The organism is Hymenobacter coccineus (assembly GCF_001816125.1).
In the GTDB taxonomy this organism is placed as follows: domain Bacteria; phylum Bacteroidota; class Bacteroidia; order Cytophagales; family Hymenobacteraceae; genus Hymenobacter; species Hymenobacter coccineus.
Genome location: NZ_MDZA01000456.1, coordinates 1 through 19,478, shown reverse-complemented (window position 1 = coordinate 19,478; position 19,478 = coordinate 1). Strand labels below are relative to the sequence as shown.

15 protein-coding genes and 1 tRNA gene are annotated in these 19,478 nt (G+C 64.9%); 5 read left to right on the top strand and 11 right to left on the bottom strand.

The genetic code is table 11. The features are described from left to right. Window positions 1-509 (bottom strand): hypothetical protein (locus BEN49_RS24700; protein WP_141765715.1); only part of this gene is annotated, 509 nt, incomplete at its 3' end. Between the two features lie 128 nt (window positions 510-637). Between BEN49_RS24700 and BEN49_RS24695 the strand changes: the two genes are divergently transcribed. Beyond that, a tRNA-Lys gene (locus BEN49_RS24695) sits at window positions 638-713 on the top strand. A gap of 454 nt (window positions 714-1,167) precedes the next feature. Beyond that, entirely contained in the window at window positions 1,168-1,347 is a 180-nt protein-coding gene (locus BEN49_RS24690; protein WP_070747663.1) for a hypothetical protein, read from the top strand. A gap of 196 nt (window positions 1,348-1,543) precedes the next feature. On the opposite strand, the gene BEN49_RS24685 is transcribed toward BEN49_RS24690, so the two are convergent. The 8 genes from BEN49_RS24685 to BEN49_RS24655 all read right to left on the bottom strand — a co-directional run bounded on the left by BEN49_RS24685 (window position 1,544) and on the right by BEN49_RS24655 (window position 11,879). Further along, entirely contained in the window at window positions 1,544-3,103 is a 1,560-nt protein-coding gene (locus BEN49_RS24685) for a glycoside hydrolase family 28 protein (RefSeq protein WP_070747659.1), read from the bottom strand. Between the two features lie 50 nt (window positions 3,104-3,153). After that, window positions 3,154-3,405, bottom strand: coding sequence for a hypothetical protein (locus BEN49_RS28565; protein WP_158023081.1), 252 nt, complete (start codon window positions 3,403-3,405; stop codon window positions 3,154-3,156). Beyond that, window positions 3,384-4,838: an alpha-amylase family protein gene (locus BEN49_RS24680; RefSeq protein ID WP_125917235.1), complete on the bottom strand. Its 1,455-nt coding sequence runs from the start codon at window positions 4,836-4,838 to the stop codon at window positions 3,384-3,386. Before BEN49_RS24680 ends, BEN49_RS28565 begins: the two co-directional genes overlap by 22 nt. A gap of 30 nt (window positions 4,839-4,868) precedes the next feature. Further along, a complete protein-coding gene (locus BEN49_RS24675; RefSeq protein WP_239692095.1) occupies window positions 4,869-6,038 on the bottom strand; it encodes an AGE family epimerase/isomerase in 1,170 nt (389 codons plus the stop codon). A gap of 79 nt (window positions 6,039-6,117) precedes the next feature. After that, window positions 6,118-7,353 carry a glycoside hydrolase family 130 protein gene (locus tag BEN49_RS24670; protein WP_070747653.1) on the bottom strand — a complete coding sequence of 412 codons (1,236 nt, stop codon included), beginning with the start codon at window positions 7,351-7,353 and terminating at the stop codon, window positions 6,118-6,120. A gap of 126 nt (window positions 7,354-7,479) precedes the next feature. Continuing rightward, window positions 7,480-9,312 (bottom strand): sodium:solute symporter family protein, encoded by a 1,833-nt coding sequence (locus tag BEN49_RS24665; RefSeq protein ID WP_070747650.1) that lies wholly within the window; start codon window positions 9,310-9,312, stop codon window positions 7,480-7,482. Window positions 9,313-9,431: 119 nt separating this feature from the next. Then, the gene (locus tag BEN49_RS24660; protein ID WP_070747647.1) at window positions 9,432-10,565 is read right to left on the bottom strand and encodes a glycoside hydrolase family 26 protein; all 1,134 of its coding nucleotides are present in this window, start codon (window positions 10,563-10,565) and stop codon (window positions 9,432-9,434) included. A gap of 9 nt (window positions 10,566-10,574) precedes the next feature. Next, window positions 10,575-11,879: a glycoside hydrolase 5 family protein gene (locus tag BEN49_RS24655; RefSeq protein ID WP_125917233.1), complete on the bottom strand. Its 1,305-nt coding sequence runs from the start codon at window positions 11,877-11,879 to the stop codon at window positions 10,575-10,577. A gap of 357 nt (window positions 11,880-12,236) precedes the next feature. Between BEN49_RS24655 and BEN49_RS24650 the strand changes: the two genes are divergently transcribed. Beyond that, window positions 12,237-13,112, top strand: coding sequence for a helix-turn-helix domain-containing protein (locus tag BEN49_RS24650; RefSeq protein WP_070747644.1), 876 nt, complete (start codon window positions 12,237-12,239; stop codon window positions 13,110-13,112). Window positions 13,113-13,214: 102 nt separating this feature from the next. Here BEN49_RS24650 and BEN49_RS24645 read toward each other — a convergent pair whose 3' ends face one another. Further along, the gene (locus BEN49_RS24645) at window positions 13,215-15,212 is read right to left on the bottom strand and encodes a sialate O-acetylesterase (RefSeq protein WP_070747641.1); all 1,998 of its coding nucleotides are present in this window, start codon (window positions 15,210-15,212) and stop codon (window positions 13,215-13,217) included. A 240-nt stretch (window positions 15,213-15,452) separates the two neighbouring features. On the opposite strand from BEN49_RS24645, the gene BEN49_RS24640 reads away from it, so the two are divergent. Then, a complete protein-coding gene (locus BEN49_RS24640; RefSeq protein ID WP_070747638.1) occupies window positions 15,453-16,463 on the top strand; it encodes a glycoside hydrolase family 43 protein in 1,011 nt (336 codons plus the stop codon). Continuing rightward, a complete protein-coding gene (locus tag BEN49_RS24635; RefSeq protein WP_070747635.1) occupies window positions 16,460-17,638 on the top strand; it encodes a glycoside hydrolase family 26 protein in 1,179 nt (392 codons plus the stop codon). Before BEN49_RS24640 ends, BEN49_RS24635 begins: the two co-directional genes overlap by 4 nt. 85 nt (window positions 17,639-17,723) lie before the next feature. Here the strand turns inward: BEN49_RS24635 and BEN49_RS24630 are convergent. Beyond that, the coding region (locus tag BEN49_RS24630) for a glycosyl hydrolase (RefSeq protein WP_094123223.1) at window positions 17,724-19,478 on the bottom strand (1,755 nt) is incomplete at its 5' end.

Genomic DNA, 19,478 nt, shown 5'->3' with positions numbered 1-19,478 from the left:
GCCCCCCACCACCCCCAGATAGCCTGCGTAGCCGAGCCAGGCGGCCGGGCGGGCGCGCCGCCAGCGCCACCCCAGTACCACGGCCCCCAGCACGGCCCCCAGCAGCAGCCAGCTGCAAGCCGGGGTAGTACGTAGCGCTGGGCGCGCACGCGCAGCTCCTGCTGCCAGGTAGTGGGGTAGCCTACCAAGCGGTGCCGGGCGGCCAGTGCAGCCTGCTGCCGCCAGGTATCGAGGCGGGGCTGGCGGGCCTGCGCCAACCCCAGGTACAGCAGGGCGGCCGGGTAGTGGCCCAGCTGCTGCTGGGCGTAGGCTAGTTGCAGCAGCGCCCGCGCCGAGGCCCGCTGCTGGCCCCACACTTGCCGCCGCAGCAAGGCCGTGGCCGCCGCGTACTGGCGCGCCGCCAGCAGCGAATCGACCCGGGGCAGGGCCCCAACGGCGCCCACTAGGGCCCCCGGTAAATTTTTTTTCGCGCCGCCGTCAGCACCCAATCCCCAGAAAGGCAGCGCCATAACCCCAGCAATAGGGCCCCTGCGAAGTGCCAAGGCACTTTTTTTTGCGGTGTAGTTGCGCGCCCAAAAAGCTTGCCGTACTTTTGTGCCCACAAAGAAGGTAACGCCTTTCTTGTTTCCCCCGAAATGATTCTGTAGCTCAGCTGGTAGAGCAGTACACTTTTAATGTACGGGTCCTGGGTTCGAATCCCAGCGGGATCACCAAAAGCCCCTGTCGGTAACGGCAGGGGCTTTTTTGTGTGCCAACGGACCTGGGCCGTACTGCGGTAAGAAAAAGTTAGCGGGTTAATAATCGTCATCGGAAAGCGGGTGTGGGCGGGCGCAGCGGCGCGGGCGGTGGTGCAGCGGTCCCCGGGATGCGGGGCCCCCGCGCCGGCACCAAGGGCCGCGTGCAATTGCTACGCAAAGAAAGTGGGCTTTTGCCTGGGGCCCGGCAGAATGGGAATTAACCGTTGGCACCTGCTACCCAAAAAATAAGCGCCACCGTGACAGAGTTGATAGGGGCCGGTAGGAAGGCCGGTCTCCAGATTAAATTATATTCTAGTTGACAGTTATTTTCTTTGCCGTGTTACATTTTTGTTTACATTTGGGACGACACATACGATTGCATTGTGTGGTGTTGGATACATCCTGTTTATTCTTACTCAAAGTCACTATTATGAAAAAGTTCACGCTGGCGCACCTGATGTTGGTAATGGGAATGGGCATTTTAGCTGTCAATTTGGTTTTTAACCACTTTTTCGATGTGCCGACTGCGATAAATTATTTTTTCCGCGGTGGGGCCCTGGTCACGATGTCTTTTGGATTCTTAAGTTTCCGCCTGGTCGCCGTCGAATAACCCTTACGAAATAGATTATATTAGATAGTTTATATATTTATAATTATTTTGCTACTTATCGCTGCGCTAATAGCACTGGATGGCAGGCATGGGCACGGCACCAGCCGGCCCCAACGGGGAGGACTGGGCCGGGCCTAGCAGCTAAAAAAACAAAGAACGGGGGCTTATTAAGTAGGCTTGGCGGAGCAGCCGGCGGCTAGCGTTTTCGAACGCGGGTACGCTGCACGTCCGCTTTGGGCCGGTCCACGGCGGCGGCGGTTCCGTCGCGCAGCACTACCGGGTGGGTAGCCGCGTTGTTGGGGGCCCCGGTGCCAGTGAAGTGGTCGATGCGCAAATGCTGGAAATGGCTGGCCTCGATGCCGTGGGTGAGAAACGGGGCGCGCTGGTTCGTCCAGGCAAGCTTGAAATCGGCGATGGTGAGCCCATTCACGTACTCGGCCAGGAAGGCCGGGATGTCGCGGGCAAACAGGCTGGTTTTGGGCACCAGGGCCCCGCGCAGGTCCACGTTGCCGCCGGCCACGTCGTTGAGCGGGCTGTCCACTAATTCCAGCTTTAGGTTATTGAACGTGATATCTTCTAACGGGCTCTCAGCACTGCCGTAGAGCAGGATGCCGTTTTCGGCCCGGCAGCTCACGTTGGTGAAGGTGACGTTGCGGATGTGGCCCAGTTGCACGTTCTCCTTGCCGCGCACGGCCGAGATGTGGATGGGCTCGCCGTTGCCCCACCAGTCGCCGGTGCGCAGCTTGGTTTCGATGCGGATGTTGGTGAACGTCAGGTTCTCCAGCGAGCCCGCGTCGCGCAGGAAAATGCCGATGCCGCGCGTCGAGTTGGTGATGTTGCAGTTGCTCACGTTGACGTTGCGCACCGTGTTTTGATCCAAAAACCCGATGCGGATGCCGCTGGAGTACGACTGCAGGTTGCAGTTGCTGACGTTGATGTTTTCGCAGGCGTGCCGCACGCTCGTGAAGCCCGGAATCTCGAAGTGGTGGTCGTAGCCGGTAATGGCCAGCGCGTCGTCGCCGGCCCGGATGTCGCAGTTTTCGATGGTTACGTTCCGGCTACTGGTCACGTCGATGCCGTCGGCGTTGGGTACCAGTAAGTTGGTCCACAGGCGAATGCCGTCCACGTTCACGGCGTCGCAGTCGGCAAAGTGGAGCGTCCAGAACGGCGAGTTGAGCAGCGACACGTCGGTGACGCGCACGTTCACGCACTGCGAGAAAATGACCATTTGCCGGGGCCTATCCTTGGGCACCACTGGCCCGTCGCCAATGCCTTCGGCTACGTGGCGGAAGTTGCTTCGCTGGCGCGTGTAGCGCGTGGTGGCGGTGTCGAGCTTCTTGGCTTGGTCGAAATCGTAGAACACGCCGTTGTTGCCGTCGATGGTGCCGTGCCCGGTGAGGGATACGTTGGTGGCGTTGGCTGTGTAGAGGATGCCGTAGTGGTTGCGCCCGTACACCGGCAGGGTATAGGCGAGGTAGTCCTCCACGTTGGGGCTGCCCCGGAGTACGGCCCCGCTACCAAGGTGCAGGTTGACGTTAGTCTTCAGCGCAATCGTGCCCACCGCGTACACACCAGCGGGTACTTCCACGGTGCCGCCGCCGCCGCGGTTGCAAGCATCGATGGCTTGCTGGATAGCGGCCGTAGCCAAAGTTTTGCCATCGGCCAGGGCCCCGAAGTCGCGCACGGAGTACGTTTGGGCCAGGGCCCCAGCGGCCGGCAGCAACAGCAACGAGAGGGCAAGCAGCAGGCGGTGCACGGCGGATGGGCTAAGAAACGGTGGGTGGTGCGGGGTGGAATACGGGCCGGTTAGCTCCAGTCGAAGGCCGTGGTCTTGCCGTCGAGCCGCCACTGGGTGGGGCACAGCGCGGTGAGCCAGTCGAGCGGCTCGCCCACGGGTTGCGGGCGTGCCGCCTGGGCGAAAGCGGCTTTTAGGGCTTCTTTTTGGGCGACACCGACGGCTTCTGGCTGCGCCGACACGAACAGTGGGGCCCCGCTGCCGGCCAGCAAGCGCATCCACTGCGCGTTCTGGGCCCACGCTACTTTGGGGGTGAGGCCCACGCAGTCGCGTCGACGGCAAAAAACTGGTTGTGCTGCACCAAGCGGAAGCCCAGCGTGTTGACGCCCATTTTGCGGGTGCGGTCCCATTCCTGGCCGCTGGTGTCGTCGCCGGTGCGGCTCAGCTCGAACAAGCCCGCCGCTAGGTGGCCCACGGTGTTGCAGCCGATGATGTAAGTGGGCCCCGCCGCGTCGCGAATGGCTTGGTACAGCGCCAGGGTAATTTCGGCGGTGGTGCGGGAGTTGTCGTGGAAGCGCCAGCCGGGGGGCGTGAGGCGGTCTTTCATCTCAAAGCCCCAGCGGCCCAGCAGGTCGTAGGTGCTGAAGTCGTGCTTCACCATCTCGTAGCCCCACGCCTGGTAGGTGGCAAAATTGCGTTGGATGCTGGCCACGTTTTCGGGGATGGTGGGGTCGAGCACGGGCCTGCGGGGATCGTCGCGGCCCGCAATGCGGGGCAGCAAGCGGTTGGCCGGCGTGGTGTGGCTGGCGCAGAGCGGGCGCATCCACAGCCCGGGCCGCATGCCTAGTTGCCGGATGTCGCTGCCCAGCTTGCCCATGTCGGGGAACTTGGCGTTGGGCCGCGAGAAATCGTCGTTCCAAGAGCCGTCGCCGGGCAGTGCGGGCGCGTAGGCCGCCCAGCCCGCGTCAATCACCGAAAACGGCCGGTTGTCGACGGCCGGCATCAATTCGGCCAGCAGCCGGGTGTGCTGCAAAATGAGGTCGGCCGAGTTGTTGCCGTAGGCAAAATACCAGTCGTTGATACCGTACACGGGCTGGCGCGGCAGCCGCGGGGCCGGGCTCATCAAGCCGCAAAAGCGGTGGGCCGTGGCGAAAGCGCTTTCGCCGGGCCGGCCGGTGGTGGCCAGCACCGTGGCGGCGGCCAGCGTGCGGGCCCCTAGCCGCACGCCCACCCCGCCGCTCTCGGTGTCGAGGGTTAGCTGCAATTGGCCACTGCCCACCTGCCAGTAGCAAAAGGTGTGGGCCCCCGTGCGCACCCCGAAGCAAGCCGTGCGTCCGGCGCGTGGGTCGTGCTGCACCAAATACCAGGGCAGCTTGCGGGCCAAGGCAGGCGGCTGAAACTGCACGTCGCCGTAGGTGCGCTCCCAGGCGTCGCCTAGCACGGTGGCCGTGGCCGGGGCCGCGTAGCGCCAGTGCAGCTGCACGGCGTGCAGGGACAGGGTGGGCGACTGCACTGCCACGGCCAGGCCCCCGCCGGCCTGCAGCGTGAGGTGCACCGTCACGTCGCGGTAGGCCCAAGTGCGGCGGCCATCGGACGCCACCAGGGCCTGCGTCTCCGGGCCGGGGCCGAGCCGCACGAGTACACGGGTGGGCAGTTCCACGGTTTCGGCGGGGGCGGCTGGGGCCCCCACGGCGGCGCGCGTTACTAAACTGCCCAGCGCGAGGCCAGAAATCTGGAGAAAATTACGTCTGTCCATGAGGCAAGAGATTCGGTAGAACGCTGAAATCTAAGCGTTGCGCCGTAAAATCTCGAGGCAAGCGCGGCCGTTGTGGTACGGGCACTTCCAGAGGCCGGCCTTGTCCTGGCCCGCCATCAGGGCGTGGTCGGCTTCCACGCCCCACACCCACTCGCCGTTTTGCCGGTCGAGGATATGGGCCTGGGTGAATTGCCACACGTTATTGAAATAATCCATAAACTGCTGGTCGTCGCTGAGCTGGTAAGCGTTCAAAAAGCCCACCAGGGCCTCGGCCTGCACCCACCAGTGCTTCTCGCGCACCAGGTAGCCGGGCTCCAGCTCGTAGCTGAGGCCCCCGTCGGCGTCAAGGCCCTCGGCGGCGGCCACGGCCATGGGCAGGGCCAGGTGCCGGAAGCGGGCAATGAGGGCTTCGTCGTGCAGCACTTCGGCGGCTTCAAGTAGCAGCCAAGCGGCCTCAATGTCGTGGCCGTAGGACACGACGTCGGACTTTGACGCCCAGTTCTCGTTGAAAAACAGCCGCAGGTGGTGCGTGCCGGGGTCGATGATGTGGGCATCGAACACACCCAGCAGGGCCCTGATTTGCTGGGCCAGGCCGGCGTCGGGCCACGCGCGGTACAGGTTGGCGTAGGCCTCCAGCACGTGCAGGTGGGTGTTCATGGTCTTCTTCTCGTTGGCGTCCTTGGCACTCAGGCGCAGGTCGGCCAGCGGCTGCCAGTCGCGGGCAAAGGCCTCCAGGTAGCCGCCCTGGGCCGCGTCGAAGCTGTGGGCTTCGATGGTGCGATACTGCGCCTGGGCCAGCGCCAGGGCCCCCGCGTCGCCGCTGGCGCGGTAGTATTCGGCCAAGCCGTAGATGGTAAAGGCTAGCGCGTACACCTGCTTCTTGGTGTCGAGCGGGGCCCCCTGGGCGTCCACGGTCCAGTACACGCCGCCAAATTCTTCGTCCACGAAGTGCTGGCGGATGTAGTCGTAGGCGCGCTGGGCCAGGGCCAGGCGCGTGGGGTCGGGCGCGTGATTGCAGGCCGCCGAGAAGGTCCACAGGATGCGGGCGTTGAGCACCGCGCCCTTGGGGGCCCCCGGCACCACGGCGTCGTGGGCGTCGAGGCGGCCGTAGAAGCCGCCGTCTGTCTCGTCCACGGCGCGGGTGGCCCAGTAGGAGAGAATGCGGTCGAGTTCGCGCTGAAAGTCGGCGGCTTGGTACATGCGGTTGGAAATAAGCATCGCCCGCTGCGACTGCCGACGGGGAAGACGGCGGCCGCAGCGGGCGACGAACAAGCGAAAATTAAAGGGCCGCTTTGGCCATCGTGTTGGCTACGGCGTGCGCCGCCACGTCGGAGCCGCGCAAAAAGGCTTCGTTGCGGTCCACCAGGGCGTTAATGGCCTGTACCGAGGCGGCCGAGCGCAGGCCGTCTTCGGGGGTGTTCACCACGTAGTCGAGCAGCTGCGCCAGGGTGGAGGTGGCCACGTGCAGGCGCGTGTCGGAGGAGGCGTAGTAGATGAACACGCGGCCGTCGGGCTCGGCAATCCAGCCGTTGCCGAAGGCCACGTTCGACACGTCGCCCACCCGCTCGTCGCCCTCCGGGGCCAGGAAGTAGCCGGCCGGCTTGTGGATGATTTTGGTGAGGTCGTGCAAGTCCGTCATGAACAGGTACAGCACGTAGCGCAGGCCGGCGGCGGTGTTGCGCACGCCGTGGGCCAGGTGCAGCCAGCCCTGCTCGGTTTTGAGGGGGGCGGGCCCCAGACCGTTTTTCAGCTCCGAAATGGTGTGGTACTGCTTCTTATCAACGATGACTTCCTGCAGCACCGTGGCGTTTTCGATGGACGGCGACAGGCCAAAGCCAATGCCACCGCCCGAGCCGGCCTCGATGAAGCCGTCCTGAGGGCGGGTGTAGAAAGCGTACTGGCCGTCCACGAACTCGGGGTGCAGCACCACGTTGCGCTGCTGGGCCGAGTTGGTGGTGAGGTCGGCCAGGCGCTCCCAGGCCACCAAATCTTTGGTGCGGGCGATGCCGCACTTGGCCAGCGCGGCCGACTGGTCGGCGTCGGAGGCGGCGGGGTCGCGGCGCTCGGTGCAAAACAGGCCGTACACCCAGCCGTCTTCGTGGGCCACGAGGCGCATGTCGTACACGTTGGTGTCGGGCTCGGCGGTTTCGGGCATCGTGATGGGGCGGTCCCAAAACTGGAAGCCGTCCACACCGTTGGCGCTTTCGGCCACGGCGAAGTACGACTTGCGGTCGTTGCCTTCCACGCGGGCCACCACCACGTACTTGTCGTGCCACTTCAGGGCCCCCGCGTTCAGCGTGGCGTTCACGCCGATGCGCTCCATCAGGAAGGGATTGGTGGCCGGGTTCAGGTCGTACTTCCAGGCCAGCGGGGCGTGGGCGGCCGTGAGCACCGGGTGGGCGTAGCGGTCAAAAATACCGTTGCCAACCTCCTCGCGGGGGTTGGCGCGACGCACAAGCGCATCGTGGTTGGCTTGCAGCTGCTGCAAGCGGCGATTGAATACAGAAGAGGCCATTGGAAAGGAAGCTGGGTGCCCCAGCGCGGCCGGGGATTAGGGGGTTAGATAAGATAAAAGCGGGTTGGTAGCGCACCAGTTAAAAAGGCCACCGGCCCAGCGCCACGCGCCGGCGGCCCGGAAAGGCTAGTCGTCGCTGAGGCGTTCCCACCAGGTTTTTTTCAGGATGAGCCCGACCACGACCAGGATGGCGACCGTAATGGCCAGCGGCACGTGCTGGCTCAGCAACAGGTACATGGGTAAAATGGTGAGGCAGAGCTGGGCGATAATGCCGAGCACGATGTTGAACATGTTGCGCCCGAAGTTGGGGTTGGGCCGGAAGCTCGGGTCCTGGGCCTGCACCTGGGCCAGCACGGGGCCCCAGAAGCCCCAGGGCCGCACCGTTTTATAGAATGATTGGAGCACGGCCGCGTCGGTCGGCGGCGAGAGATAGGTGCCCACCATGGAGCCCGTGAGCGAAATGCCGAACAGCAGCGGGAACCAGTACAGCAGGTTGGCGGCCGGGATGAGGGCCCCGAACACTAGCGCCGCCACGATGCCGGAGAGCATGCCCACGAAAAAGCCCGTGGCGTTGAAGCGCCACCAATGCCACTTCAGCACGTTGGCGGCGATGTAGCCGCCGTAGAGTGCCGACACGATGAACTGGAGCACCGTGTTCACGTCCTTGGCGATGAAGCCCAGGGCCACGCCCACGGCCACCACCACCACGCCCACCAGGTAATTCATCGAAATGATGCGGCTCGTGGGGGCCTGGGGGTTCACGTACTTCAGGTAGATGTCGTTCACGATGTAGGCCTGGGCCGCGTTCACGGTGCCGCTGAACGTGCCCATGAAGGCCCCCAACAGGCCCGTGAGCGTGAGGCCCACCAGCCCGGCGGGCAGGAAGTTGTTGATGGCAATCGGCAGAATCCGCTCGAAGTCGATGGTCCCGTCCGGGGCCTTCAGGTTCATCTGGTGGTAGTAGAGCAGGCCCAGGATGGTGAGGCCGATGATGAAGGCGTAGCGAACCGGCAGCAGGATGATGGACACGAAGCCGCTCATCTTGCTGGCGTCTTCGGGCGAGCGGGTGCTCAGGATCTTCTGCATGTCGTAGTTCGGCGCGGGGCCCGCCAGCGAGGCAAACACGCCCTTGAAGGCCATCATCATGAAGAAAATGCCGAACAGCGAGTAGCCGTCGCTGGAAATCTTGCTGTTTACTTCCGGGATGAGCTTCGACCAATCGAGCCCCAGCCGCCAGCCAAAGAACGGGTTAAACCAGCCGTTGGGCACCGCCAACTGCTTGCCTTGCAGGTTGGTGTAGGCGATGACGGCGATGGCCACGCAAGCCACCGTCATGATGGCGTACTTAATCATGTCGCCGAGCACGATGCTGTGCATGCCACCCACGATGGCGTAGAACATGGCAAACAGCGTGAACACGATGCCGTACACGTGCGGCACGTACTGCGGCGCCACAGCGAAGGGCACGTAGCCCTTCACCAGGTCCCAGGGAATGAAAATCTCGACGAACTTGCCCAGCCCCACAAAGCCGTAGGCCAGGAAGCCCAGGCAGCTGAGCAGCGCGAAGGCGATGACCACTTGGTGCGAGGCCAGCACGCCGGGGCCCTTGGTGCCGAAGCGCGTGGCCAGCCACTCGGCCCCGGTGCTGGCGCCCGAGCGACGCAGCCAGCGCGAGAGGTACATCATCAGAAACACCTGGTTGAACACCGGCCAGAGCCACGGAATCCAGATGCTTTTCATGCCGTAGGCGAAGCACAAGCTCACCATCCACATCGTGCCGCTGATGTCGAACATGTCGGAGGCGTCGCTCAGGCCCAGCTTGTACCAGGGCAGCGTGCGGCCACCCAGCATGTAGCTGTCCTTATTTTCGCGCGCCTTTTTGCTGTAGTAAATGCCGATGAACACCGTCGTTAGCAAGTACGCCGCGATGATCAGGAGGTCAATTAAATGTAATTTCATCAGGGGAATGGGGCAATGCGGAGCTGTGAGATATGCGGAAATGAACAGGGTGAAAACTTGGCTATTGCGCCGGGGCGGCATCTTTCACATCTTCAAATCCATCGTATTCCACACAGTTACTAAATCGGCTTGGTGTAGAGGCGCAGGGGCCCCAGGCGGTTGGCAAAAATTGTTTGCTTGTCCTGGAAGAACTGCTTGAAATCGGCGGCGCTGGCCTGGCCGGGGTAGGCGGTGAAGAAGTGCACCGGGTCGCCGTTGCGCCAGGTGAGGGCGTACGACACGGGGTACTGCTTGAGCAGCGGCAGCATGGTTTTCGTCCACCACGTGGGGTCGGGCACGCCGTCGTAGCCCACCTCGGTGAGGGCCGGCAGCTTGCCGTGGGCCTTGCTGATGCTGGTGAGCAGCGCCAGCTTGCGCGCCATGCCGGGCTGGAACTTGGCCGGGTCCTTCCCATTCACATAATCGTCGAAGCCCAGCACGTCGGCGTAGGCGTCGCCGGGGTAGCGCTCCAGGTAGTCGGCCTCGTCGGCAAAGTCCGACGCCGAGTAGGCGATAATCAGGTTGTGGAGCTTTTTCTGGTTGTGCAGGTAGTCCACCGTGAAGCGCCACAGGGCCGTGAACTCGGCCGGGGTGCATTCCTTCTTGCCCCACCAAAACCACGAGCCCGTGTGCTCGTGAAACGGCCGGAAGATGACCGGAATGGCCTCGCCCTTAGGGCCCTTCAGGCTGCCTAGGAAAGCGGCTAGCCGGTCGAGGCGCGCCACGTACTTGGCGTGGTCGGGGCCCCCGGGCAGGATGAACGGCACGGTGCGGGCCGTGTCCCAGGCGGTTTTGCCGTTGTGCGGGTTGTCCAGGTGCCAGCTGATGGTGTTGACGGCCCCCATGGCGTAGGCCTGCTGCACGTAGCTCCGAATTTTGGCAAACGGCACGGCGTCGAGGTTGCGGGCGCTGTCGAGCTCCAGGTGGCCCAGCTCCCAGCCAAATACGGCGGGGTAGGCCCCGGCGGTGCTTTTCACGTCGGAGCGGTTGGCGTCGCCCTTCCACATTTGGCCGGCTTGGGCGATGCCGTAGGCCAGGTCGTCCTGGTGGCCGTACATCACGCCGCGGGGCAGCAGGCGGTGTAGGTTGGCCAGCAGCAGCTTGGTGGCGGGCGTGGCGGCTGGGTCGGCGATGGGCGCCGGGGCTTGCGCCTGGGCCCCCAGGGCCAGTGCGGCGGCCGTAGCGGCCAGCACAAAAGTGCGAAACAGCTTCATGGTGGTGGGTTAGCGGATGGTTTTGGTGTACTGGTCAATCACGGCCCAGGTCGATTGGTCGGCGTCGAACACCGAGTTCAGGCCCTGCTCTTCGCCGCCGGGGTCGCCCATGTAGGCATCGCCGGGCTTCCAGAACACCTGGCCCGGCACCGGCCGCGCCGCGCCGCCAAAGGCCCAGAAGTTGTAGCCCGCAATGACGCGGCCAGCCGGCGTGTTGCCCTTGGCCATGCCAAACAGGGCTCCGTAGTACTGGTCGCGCAGGGCCGTGGGGGCCCCTAAGGTGAATACCTGGCCGTCGCGCGGCAGGCCAAACTCTTCCACCACCAGCGGCTTGCGCAGCTGGGCGGCCACGGCCACGTGCTGGTCCACGTAGGCTTTGGTGCGGGCCAGCACCGCCGGGAAGCCCTTAGCGGTGGCCGTGTCGCGGAACCAGCTCCAGTTTTTGGGCCAGATGTGGATGGTGAGGTAGTCGATGTGCGGGTCGGCGTGCAGGCGCTCGTACACGCCCTGGTCGCCGTCATAGGCCATGGTACCCTCGCTGCCGGTGGTCAGCAAGTGGTTCGGGTCGATGGATTTGACCAGGGCCGCCGTCTGCTTCATCCAGGCCTCGAAAGAGGGGTTGGCAGCGGGCAGCATGGGCCGCGGCTCGTTGATGATTTCCCAGGCCATGATGGCCGGGTCGGCGGTGTAGCGCTTGCCCGTCAGGGTGTTGGTGCGGGCCAGTACGTAGCGAATGTAGGTGGCCACGGCGTCCTGGCACGGCGCGCAGCTGTAGAACTGCGCGATGTAGGCGCGGTACTTGTCCCAAGTGTAGCCGGGGTTTTTGGGCAGGGGCTGGCCGGTGTAGTTGTTCCACTCCAGGTACTGGCCCAGGCCGCCACTCCACTCCCAGGTGTTGGTGAAGTGCAGCACGGCCTTCATCTGGCGCTTGCCCAACTCGGCCAGCAGGTAGTCGAGCCCGGCCATGATGTTTTCGTCAAATTGCCCCTGCGTGGGCTGCAGCGGCTGGAGCACCCGGTACTGGTAGCCGCTGCTCAGGCCCTCGGCGCCCACCATCACGCGCAGGTTCGCCACGCCGTGCTGCTTCAAAAAGTCCAGCTCCTGGGCCAGGCGGGCCTTGCCGGCGGGGCCCTGGGTGGCCAGCAAGCCGCCGTACCAGTAGTTGGCCCCGATGTAGCGGTAGGGCTTGCCGTTGAGCGTGAACTGCGTGCCCTTGGCTTGCACGAAGCCCGCCGGCGCCGGGGCCCCCAGGGCCCCCGTGGCCAGGGCTGCACCCAAGGCCAGCGCGCCGCTCCATCGAAAAAGTTTGGTCATGTAAAAACCGCGTGAATGCCCGAAAAAGCTGCTGCGGGCCGCACCAAGCGGGCCCGGCGCCTGGCAACCGCGCCCCGGGCGGGGAAGTGGAAACGAGGGAATAGAAAAACAAGGATTCTGGCAAGCGCCACGGAAACAAAGGTCCCGCAATCGATGAGCAATTCGTAATACTATTGGCTCATTTATTTGTAGGCCATTGCTTCATTTTAGTGAGCTTTCAGACTATATATGCCCTGCCAGTGCTATAACTGGGTAAAATGACCGCTGGGGCCCCTTGCTGCAAAGGATTGCGGATTGATAGCATTTTCGCCGCCGCGGTGTACTTTTATTGACCCTAACCCTCCCACCCGCCTTACTATGAAGCCCGACATCATGCGTGAAATCACGCCGCTGACCCAAAGCGACTGCTTCACGCTGTTCTCCCGTGCCAAAAAGAAGTTCGACTTCCCGCTGCATTACCACGAGGAATACGAGCTGAATTTGATCGTGAACGCCAAGGGCGCCAAGCGCATCGTGGGCGACCACATCGAGGCCATCGACGACCTGGAGCTGGTGCTCGTGGGGCCCAATTTGTACCACGCCTGGTTCACGCACAAGTGCGAAACCGAGGACATTCGGGAGCTCACCATCCAGTTTCACAAGGACTTGTTTGAAGAGCGGTTCCTGCGCAAAAACCAGCTCAGCTTCATCAAAACGATGTTTGAGAAGGCGCAGCGCGGCATTTTGTTCTCGCGCGACACCATCGAGCGGCTCCAGCCCCGCATCCTGGCGCTGGGCCAGAAGAACGGGTTCGACTCGGTGCTGGAGCTGCTCTCCATTCTGCACGACCTGTCCACGTCGCGCAACCTGCGCACGCTCTCCGACTCTAGCTCCAACAACGAGCAGCTCAACTACAACAGCCGCCGCATCGAGAAGGTATTCGAGTACATGAATGCCCACTACAGCCGCGCCGTCACCCTCACGGAGGTGGCCAAGGTGGCCAACATGCCGGTGGCCTCCTTCAGCCGCTTCATCAAGAAGCGCATCGGCAGCACGTTCATCGACAGCCTGAACGAAATCCGGCTGGGCCACGCCACGCGCATGCTCATCGAAACCACCCATAACGTGGCCGAAGTGGCCTACAAGTGCGGCTTCAACAACATTTCCAACTTCAACCGCACCTTCAAAAAGAAGAAAGGCTGCACGCCTAAGGAGTTCCGCAGCAACTTCTCGGGCACCCGCATCTTTATTTAGAATAGGTGTAGCGTGGACTCTGCGAGTCCGCGCGTTAGAACGGTCGCTACAGCCCGTGCAGCGACCATTCAAAGCCGCGGGCTACAGAGTCCACGCTACAGGCTACTTGTGGCCCTCTGTGATGCCTGGCCAAGTATCGGTGCGGAAGGGCACGGCGGGCAGGCCCTCCTTATTGTAGAGGTTGCCGTTGGGGCTGTCGGCCCAGTCGTAGCGCACGGCCACGGGGGTCGGTACTTGCTCGCTTTGCACCACCACTTCGTTGCCCACTAACTTGGCCGTGGCCCAGTAAAACTTGCGGTCGGCCCCGGCCACGGCGAAGCCTTGCAGCGGGGTGCCGCCCTTGGCTTGCAGGCCGGCGCCGGTTTGGGTGAATTTCAGGCGAATGGCGGGGCCGGTAGGGGCTTGGCTGGCGTAGGTGGGGCCGCTGTAAACCAGCTGGTTGTCGGCGTAGGCCACGTGGCGGGCGGCTAAGGCCAAGCGGCGGCCCACCTCCTGTTTGTTATGGGGGTGGATGTCGGCGGGGTCGCCGATGTCGATGGCGGTGGCCATGCCGGTGCGGGGCAGTTTTAGAGCCCCGGCCTGGGCTTCGCGCAGCTCGGCCCAAGCCGACTCGGTAGGCTGCGGTTGGGCGGGCTGGAAGTTGGCCAGCTGCACGAAAAAGAACGGCAGCTGGGGGCCCCAGTGGGCGCGCCAGTCGGCAATCAGGGCCGGGAACAGGGTGCGGTACTGCGCGGCGCGGCCGGCGTTATTTTCGCCCTGGTACCAGATGACGCCCTTGAGGGCCATGGATTCGAGCGGAGCAATCATGGCATTGTAGAGGGCCGTGGGGGCATTTTGGGCCCCGCCGGCTATGGGCGACTTGGGCACCAGGCCGGGGGCCACGCCCAGTTGGTACTGCCAGGGCCCCGCCAGGGCCAGCGTGCGGCCGGGCGTGGTGAGGCGCAGCGCCTCGGCGGGCCCCGTGAGGCCGCCGCCGCCGCCGGTGTCCACCACGCGCACGGCCACCACGTTGCGGCCCGGGTGCACCAGCGCGGCGGGCACGCGGTAGGTGCGGGGCTGGTTGTAGCCGGTGGTGCCGCCCACCTTCACGCCATTAAACCAGGTGCTGTCGGCGTCGTCGATGGCCCCCAGGGCCAAGGTAAGGTCGCGGCCAGCGTCGGCGGCGGTTAGCTCAATTTCCTTGCGGAACCACACCACGCCGTCGTAGTCGGCTAGGGCGGGGGTGCGCTCCCAAGCGCCGGGCAGGGCCATGGTGGGCCAGGCGCGGGCGTCAAAATCGGCACCGGCCCAGGTTTTGCCACCGGGCAGGTAGCCCTGGTCGTGGGTGGCCAGGTTTTGGCCAAAGGCGCGCTGCTGCGCTGCGAAGGCTTGCTGGTCGGCGGCCAGCTCAGTGGTGCGGCTGGCAAAGTCGGCCACCGTTTTGCTGAACTCGGGGAAAGCTTTTAGGCCCGCGGCGCTCACCCAGGCCTCGGCCGGGGTGCCGCCCCAGCTGCTCACCACCAGGCCCATCGGCACCTGGTACTGCTGGTACAAGTTACGCCCGAAGAAGTACGCCACCGCCGAAAACTGCGCCACCGTGGCCGGGCTGCACACCTGCCAGCCGCTGCCGGCGGCCTCGGCCTGCGGGCGGTAGGCCACCGCCTCGCTCACCGTGAACATGCGGATGCGGGGCCAGTTGGCGGCCGCAATTTCCTGGTCGGCATTATTGGTGGGCTGGTAGCCGCCGGGGTTGCCGTCCTTCACCTTGAACTGCATATTCGACTGCCCCGAGGCCAGCCACACGTCGCCCACCAGAATGTCCGTCAGCTCAATGCGGTTGCTGCCCTGCACCGTGAGGGCGTAGGGGCCCCCGGCGGGCGTGGCCGGCAGCGTGGCCTGCCAGCGGCCGCCCGCGCCGGGCGTGGCCGGGTAGGCCTTGCCCCGAAACGTGACGGTCACTTTTTCGCCCGGCGCGGCCCAGCCCCACACCGGCACCGGCCGGTCGCGCTGCAACACCATGTGGCTGCCCACCAGCGCGGGCAGGCGCACGGCGGCCCGGGCAGTAGGGGCGGCCAAGGCCAATAAAACGGTGGATATTAGTAGCGAGCGGGGGGGGAGCATGGCGGGCGGAAGAAGGGCGGAAAAACGGGCGGAAAGCATAGGCGAAGGTCGGCCAATTGCGCAGAACAATCCTGGTATTTTTTTGACCAAAACAGGTATCAGCCAGTCCGTGGGCTGGGCCAAGCCGGAGTTTTTGGATGGTGGTGAATACCTTGGGGCCCCAAGTCCTTCCCCTTTCCACCCGGTGCTGGTGGGGTTTGCCGCCGTTGGGCAAAACTCCCCAGTGCCTTGCACCACCGCATGAAACACACCCTTTTGCTCGCCGGCCTGCTGGCCGCCAGCGCCCCCGGCTGGGCCCAACGGGCCCCCGCCACGCCCGCAAAGCCCGCCAAAGCGGCCGGCAACCCCATTTTCCCCGGCTGGTACGCCGACCCGGAGGCGGCCATTTTTGGGAAGCAGTACTGGATATACCCCACTTATTCGGCCCCCTACAACCAGCAGGTGTACCTGGACGCGTTTTCTTCGCCCGACCTCGTGACCTGGACCAAGCACCCGCACGTGCTCGACACGGCCAGCGTGAAGTGGGCCCACCGGGCCATGTGGGCCCCCGCCATTGTGGAGAAGGGCGGGAAGTACTACCTGTTTTTTGGGGCCAACGACTACCACCCCGAAAAAGCAAACGAGCCGCCGGGAGGCATCGGCGTGGCCGTGGCCGACAGCCCGGCCGGTCCGTTTAAGGACCTGCTTAAGCGCCCGCTGGTGGGCACCGTGGAGAACGGGGCCCAGCCCATCGACCAGTTCGTGTTCAAGGACGGCGACGGGAAATACTACCTCATCTACGGCGGCTGGGGGCACTGCAACATTGCCCAGCTGAAGGACGATTTCACGGGCTTCGTGCCCTTCGCCGATGGCACCACGTTCCGCTCCATCACGCCCCAGGGCTACGTGGAGGGCCCCCTGATGTTCCGCCGCCAAGGCAAGTACTACTTCATGTGGAGCGAGGGCGGCTGGACCGGGCCCGACTACTCGGTGGCCTACGCCGTGGGCGATTCGCCGTTTGGCCCGTTCCAGCGAGTAGGCAAAATCCTGGCCCAGGACCCCAAAGTGGGCACCGGCGCCGGGCACCACTCCGTCATTCAGGTGCCGGGCACCGAGCGCTGGTACATCGCCTACCACCGCCACCCGCTCGGCGACGCCGACGGCAACCACCGCCAAGTGTGCCTAGAGGAGATGCACTTCGACAAAACCGGCCGCATCCTGCCCGTTAAAATAACCACCCAAGGCGTGGCTGCGCAGCCGCTGAAACGATGACCACCCGCGCCACGAAGCGCCCGGCGCGGGCCGTCTGGCTGCTAGGTGCGGTGCTGGCCCTGGCCGGCTGCCGGGCTGGCCAGGGGCCCCAGGCGGGGGCCCCTGGCCGCTTCCCGCACCCCGTGGCCGTGGTCGATAAAAAGGCCACATACCAAACCAAGGCGCTGTTCTACAACTTGCTGCACCCCCGCGGGCCGGGCATTTTGGTGGGCCAGCAGGACGCTACGCAGTACGGCGTGGGCTGGCACGACGAGCCCGACCGCAGCGACATCAAAAGCGTGTGCGGCTCGAACCCCGCGGTGTACGGCTGGGACGTGGCCGAAGTGGTGAACGCCGCCCGCCAGGGCCGCGCCGTGGCCACCGACACCGCGCTGCGCCGCCACCGCCAGCTGGTGCTCGACGCCTACCAGCGCGGGGGCCTCAACACGTTTTGCTGGCACATGGACAACTTCGTGACCGGCAAAAACTTCTACGACACCACGGCCGTGGTGGCGGCCATCCTGCCGGGCGGGGCCCAGCACGCGGCCTATGTGCGGGCCCTGGACGTGGCCGCCGAATACTTCCGAGGCCTCCAAGCGCCCGACGGCACGGCCGTGCCCGTCATCTTCCGGCCGTTTCACGAGCACACGGGCTCGTGGTTTTGGTGGGGCAAGCGCCACTGCACCCAGGCCGAGTTTGTGCAGCTTTGGCGCTTCACGGTGCGGTACCTGCGCGACGAAAAACAGGTGCACAACCTGCTCTTCGCCTACTCGCCCGACCGCGTGCCCAACATGGCCGAGTACTTCGAACGCTACCCCGGCGACGACTACGTGGACGTGCTGGGCTTCGACGACTACGGCGATTTCAACGCCGTGGCCGCCCCCAATAAGGGCGTCGCCACCCTGGCCGCCATCGTGGGCGAGGCGCACCAGCGCCACAAAATCCCCGCCCTCACCGAAGCCGGCCTGGAAAAACTGACGGCCCCCAACTGGTTCGACGAAAACCTGTTGGGCCAGATCAAGGCCGACCCGCAGGCCCGCCAAATTGCCTACCTCATGGTGTGGCGCAACGCCCACACCGGCCACTTCTACGCGCCGTACCCCGGCCACGCCAGCGTGCCCGGCTTCCTGCGCTTCTACCAAGACCCGCTCACCATATTCGAGGCCGACCGCCCGCGGCTGTACACCGCGCCGTAGCCGCGCCCGCGGCGTACCACGCAAAAAAATAGGGCCCCGGCTGCAAGCGCAGCCGGGCCCTTATTTGTGAGAAAAGCCTGGATAATTACTTGGTGATCAGTACGCGCTGGCTCAGGGTGGGCTGGCGCTCGGAGCGCACCACCAGTTGGTACACGCCGGGGGCCACGCCGGCCAGCGGCACCTGGAACTGGTTGTCGCCGGCGGCTAGGCGCGGGTGCAGCGTGGCCACGCGCTGGCCCAGGGTGTTCACCAGCTCCACCGTCACGGCCTGGGCAGTGGCCAGGCGCAGGCGGGCGTTAAGGGTGGCGCCGCTGGCCGGGTTGGGGAAGGCGGTGAGGCCGGCCGCCGTGGCCGCCGCGCCGCTGCGGGCCGCCAGGGGCGACTGGGTTATCCAATCGGCCAATTCATCCTTGGTAATGACGTCGTTGTCGTTATACAAGCTGGTGAGGAAAGCCACCGGCTGGGTGCGGATGTAGCTGCCCTGCCAGGCGCAAAACCACGACCACCACGTGGCGTAGCCCCGCGCCTGGTCGGGGTTCACCAGGCTCTCGCTCTCGGTGAGGGCGATGAGCTTGGTGGGGGCCAGGGCCCGCATGGCGGTCCAGTTGCCCGAGATGTTCACGTTGGGGTCGGGCACGGGGGTGGATTGGTAGATGTCGTCGCCGGCCACGTCTACGTAGGCGTCGCCCGGGTACCAGGCCGCGTCGGGCGTGGCGTTGGCCGAATACACCCAAATCAGGTTGTGCAGCTGGTGGCGCACCGTGAGGCGGGTGTAAAGCAATTGCCAGAGCTTCTTGAAATTGTCGGGGCCCTGGTTGCCCCACCAGAAAAACGTACCAGGGGTTTCGTGCAGCGGCCGCCACAGCACGGGCACGCCCGCCGCCTGGAACTTCTTGAGCTGCACGGCAATCAGGTCGATGTCGGCCAGTAGCAAGTGGTACTTGGTGCCGGCCGTGTCAGCCAGCGCGTCGGCGAAGTTGAAGGCGGTGTTGACGGTGTAGAAGGCACCGTCCGGGCTGCCGGTCGGGTTGGCGGTCGTCACGTTGTCGGCGGGGGCCCGCCAGTGCCAAATGAGGCTGGTGATGCCGCGGCCGTTGCCGCTGCTGCTCCAGCCCAGGTAGCGCTCGGTGGTGCCGCTGGGCGTGCCATACTTGGCCACCGGCGCGGCCGAGTAGTCGAATACGTCCATGCTCACGATGGCCGGTTCTTTGCCGGTGGTGGCCAGCACGTATTTAACTTCGGAATTAGGGTTGCCGTATTGGTCGTCTTGCTGGCCCGACAGGATTTTGTTACCGTACAAATCGACCAGGTAGCCGTGCAGCGCCTTGGCGGCGGGCGTGGCCAGCGGGTCGGAGAGCTGCTTGGCCGGCTTGGGCGGGGGGGCCACCGAAGCAGTCGTTAGCTGCACGTAGTCCACCCCGTAGTAGCCGTAATTGCCGCCGATGGTGACGGTGGTCAGGCCCGCAGGCAGCAGCACAGTGCCGGCGTCGGCGGCGGCAAAATCGGTCCCGGCGGTGGTGCCAGCAAACGAAACGGTCGACTTGGACCCGTTCACGTCCAGGTTGGCCACCTTTGGGCCGAAGGGCGACGTGTAGCCCACCGACAGCTTGTAGAGGCCTGCGGTGGGATTGTCGAAAGTGATGGCCACGTTTTTGGCGTCGCTGTTATCGAAGCCCGTGACGAAGCCCGCGCCGGAAAACCCGGTGGGCGTGGTGGCCACCGTCACGCCGGCCAGCACGCCGGCTTCGGCCTCGGCGCGGCCGTTGGTGAGGGGCACCACGGTGGCTTGGGCCCGGCCGGCCAGGGGGGCCAGCACGGCCCCGGCCAAGCGCCAGGCCGC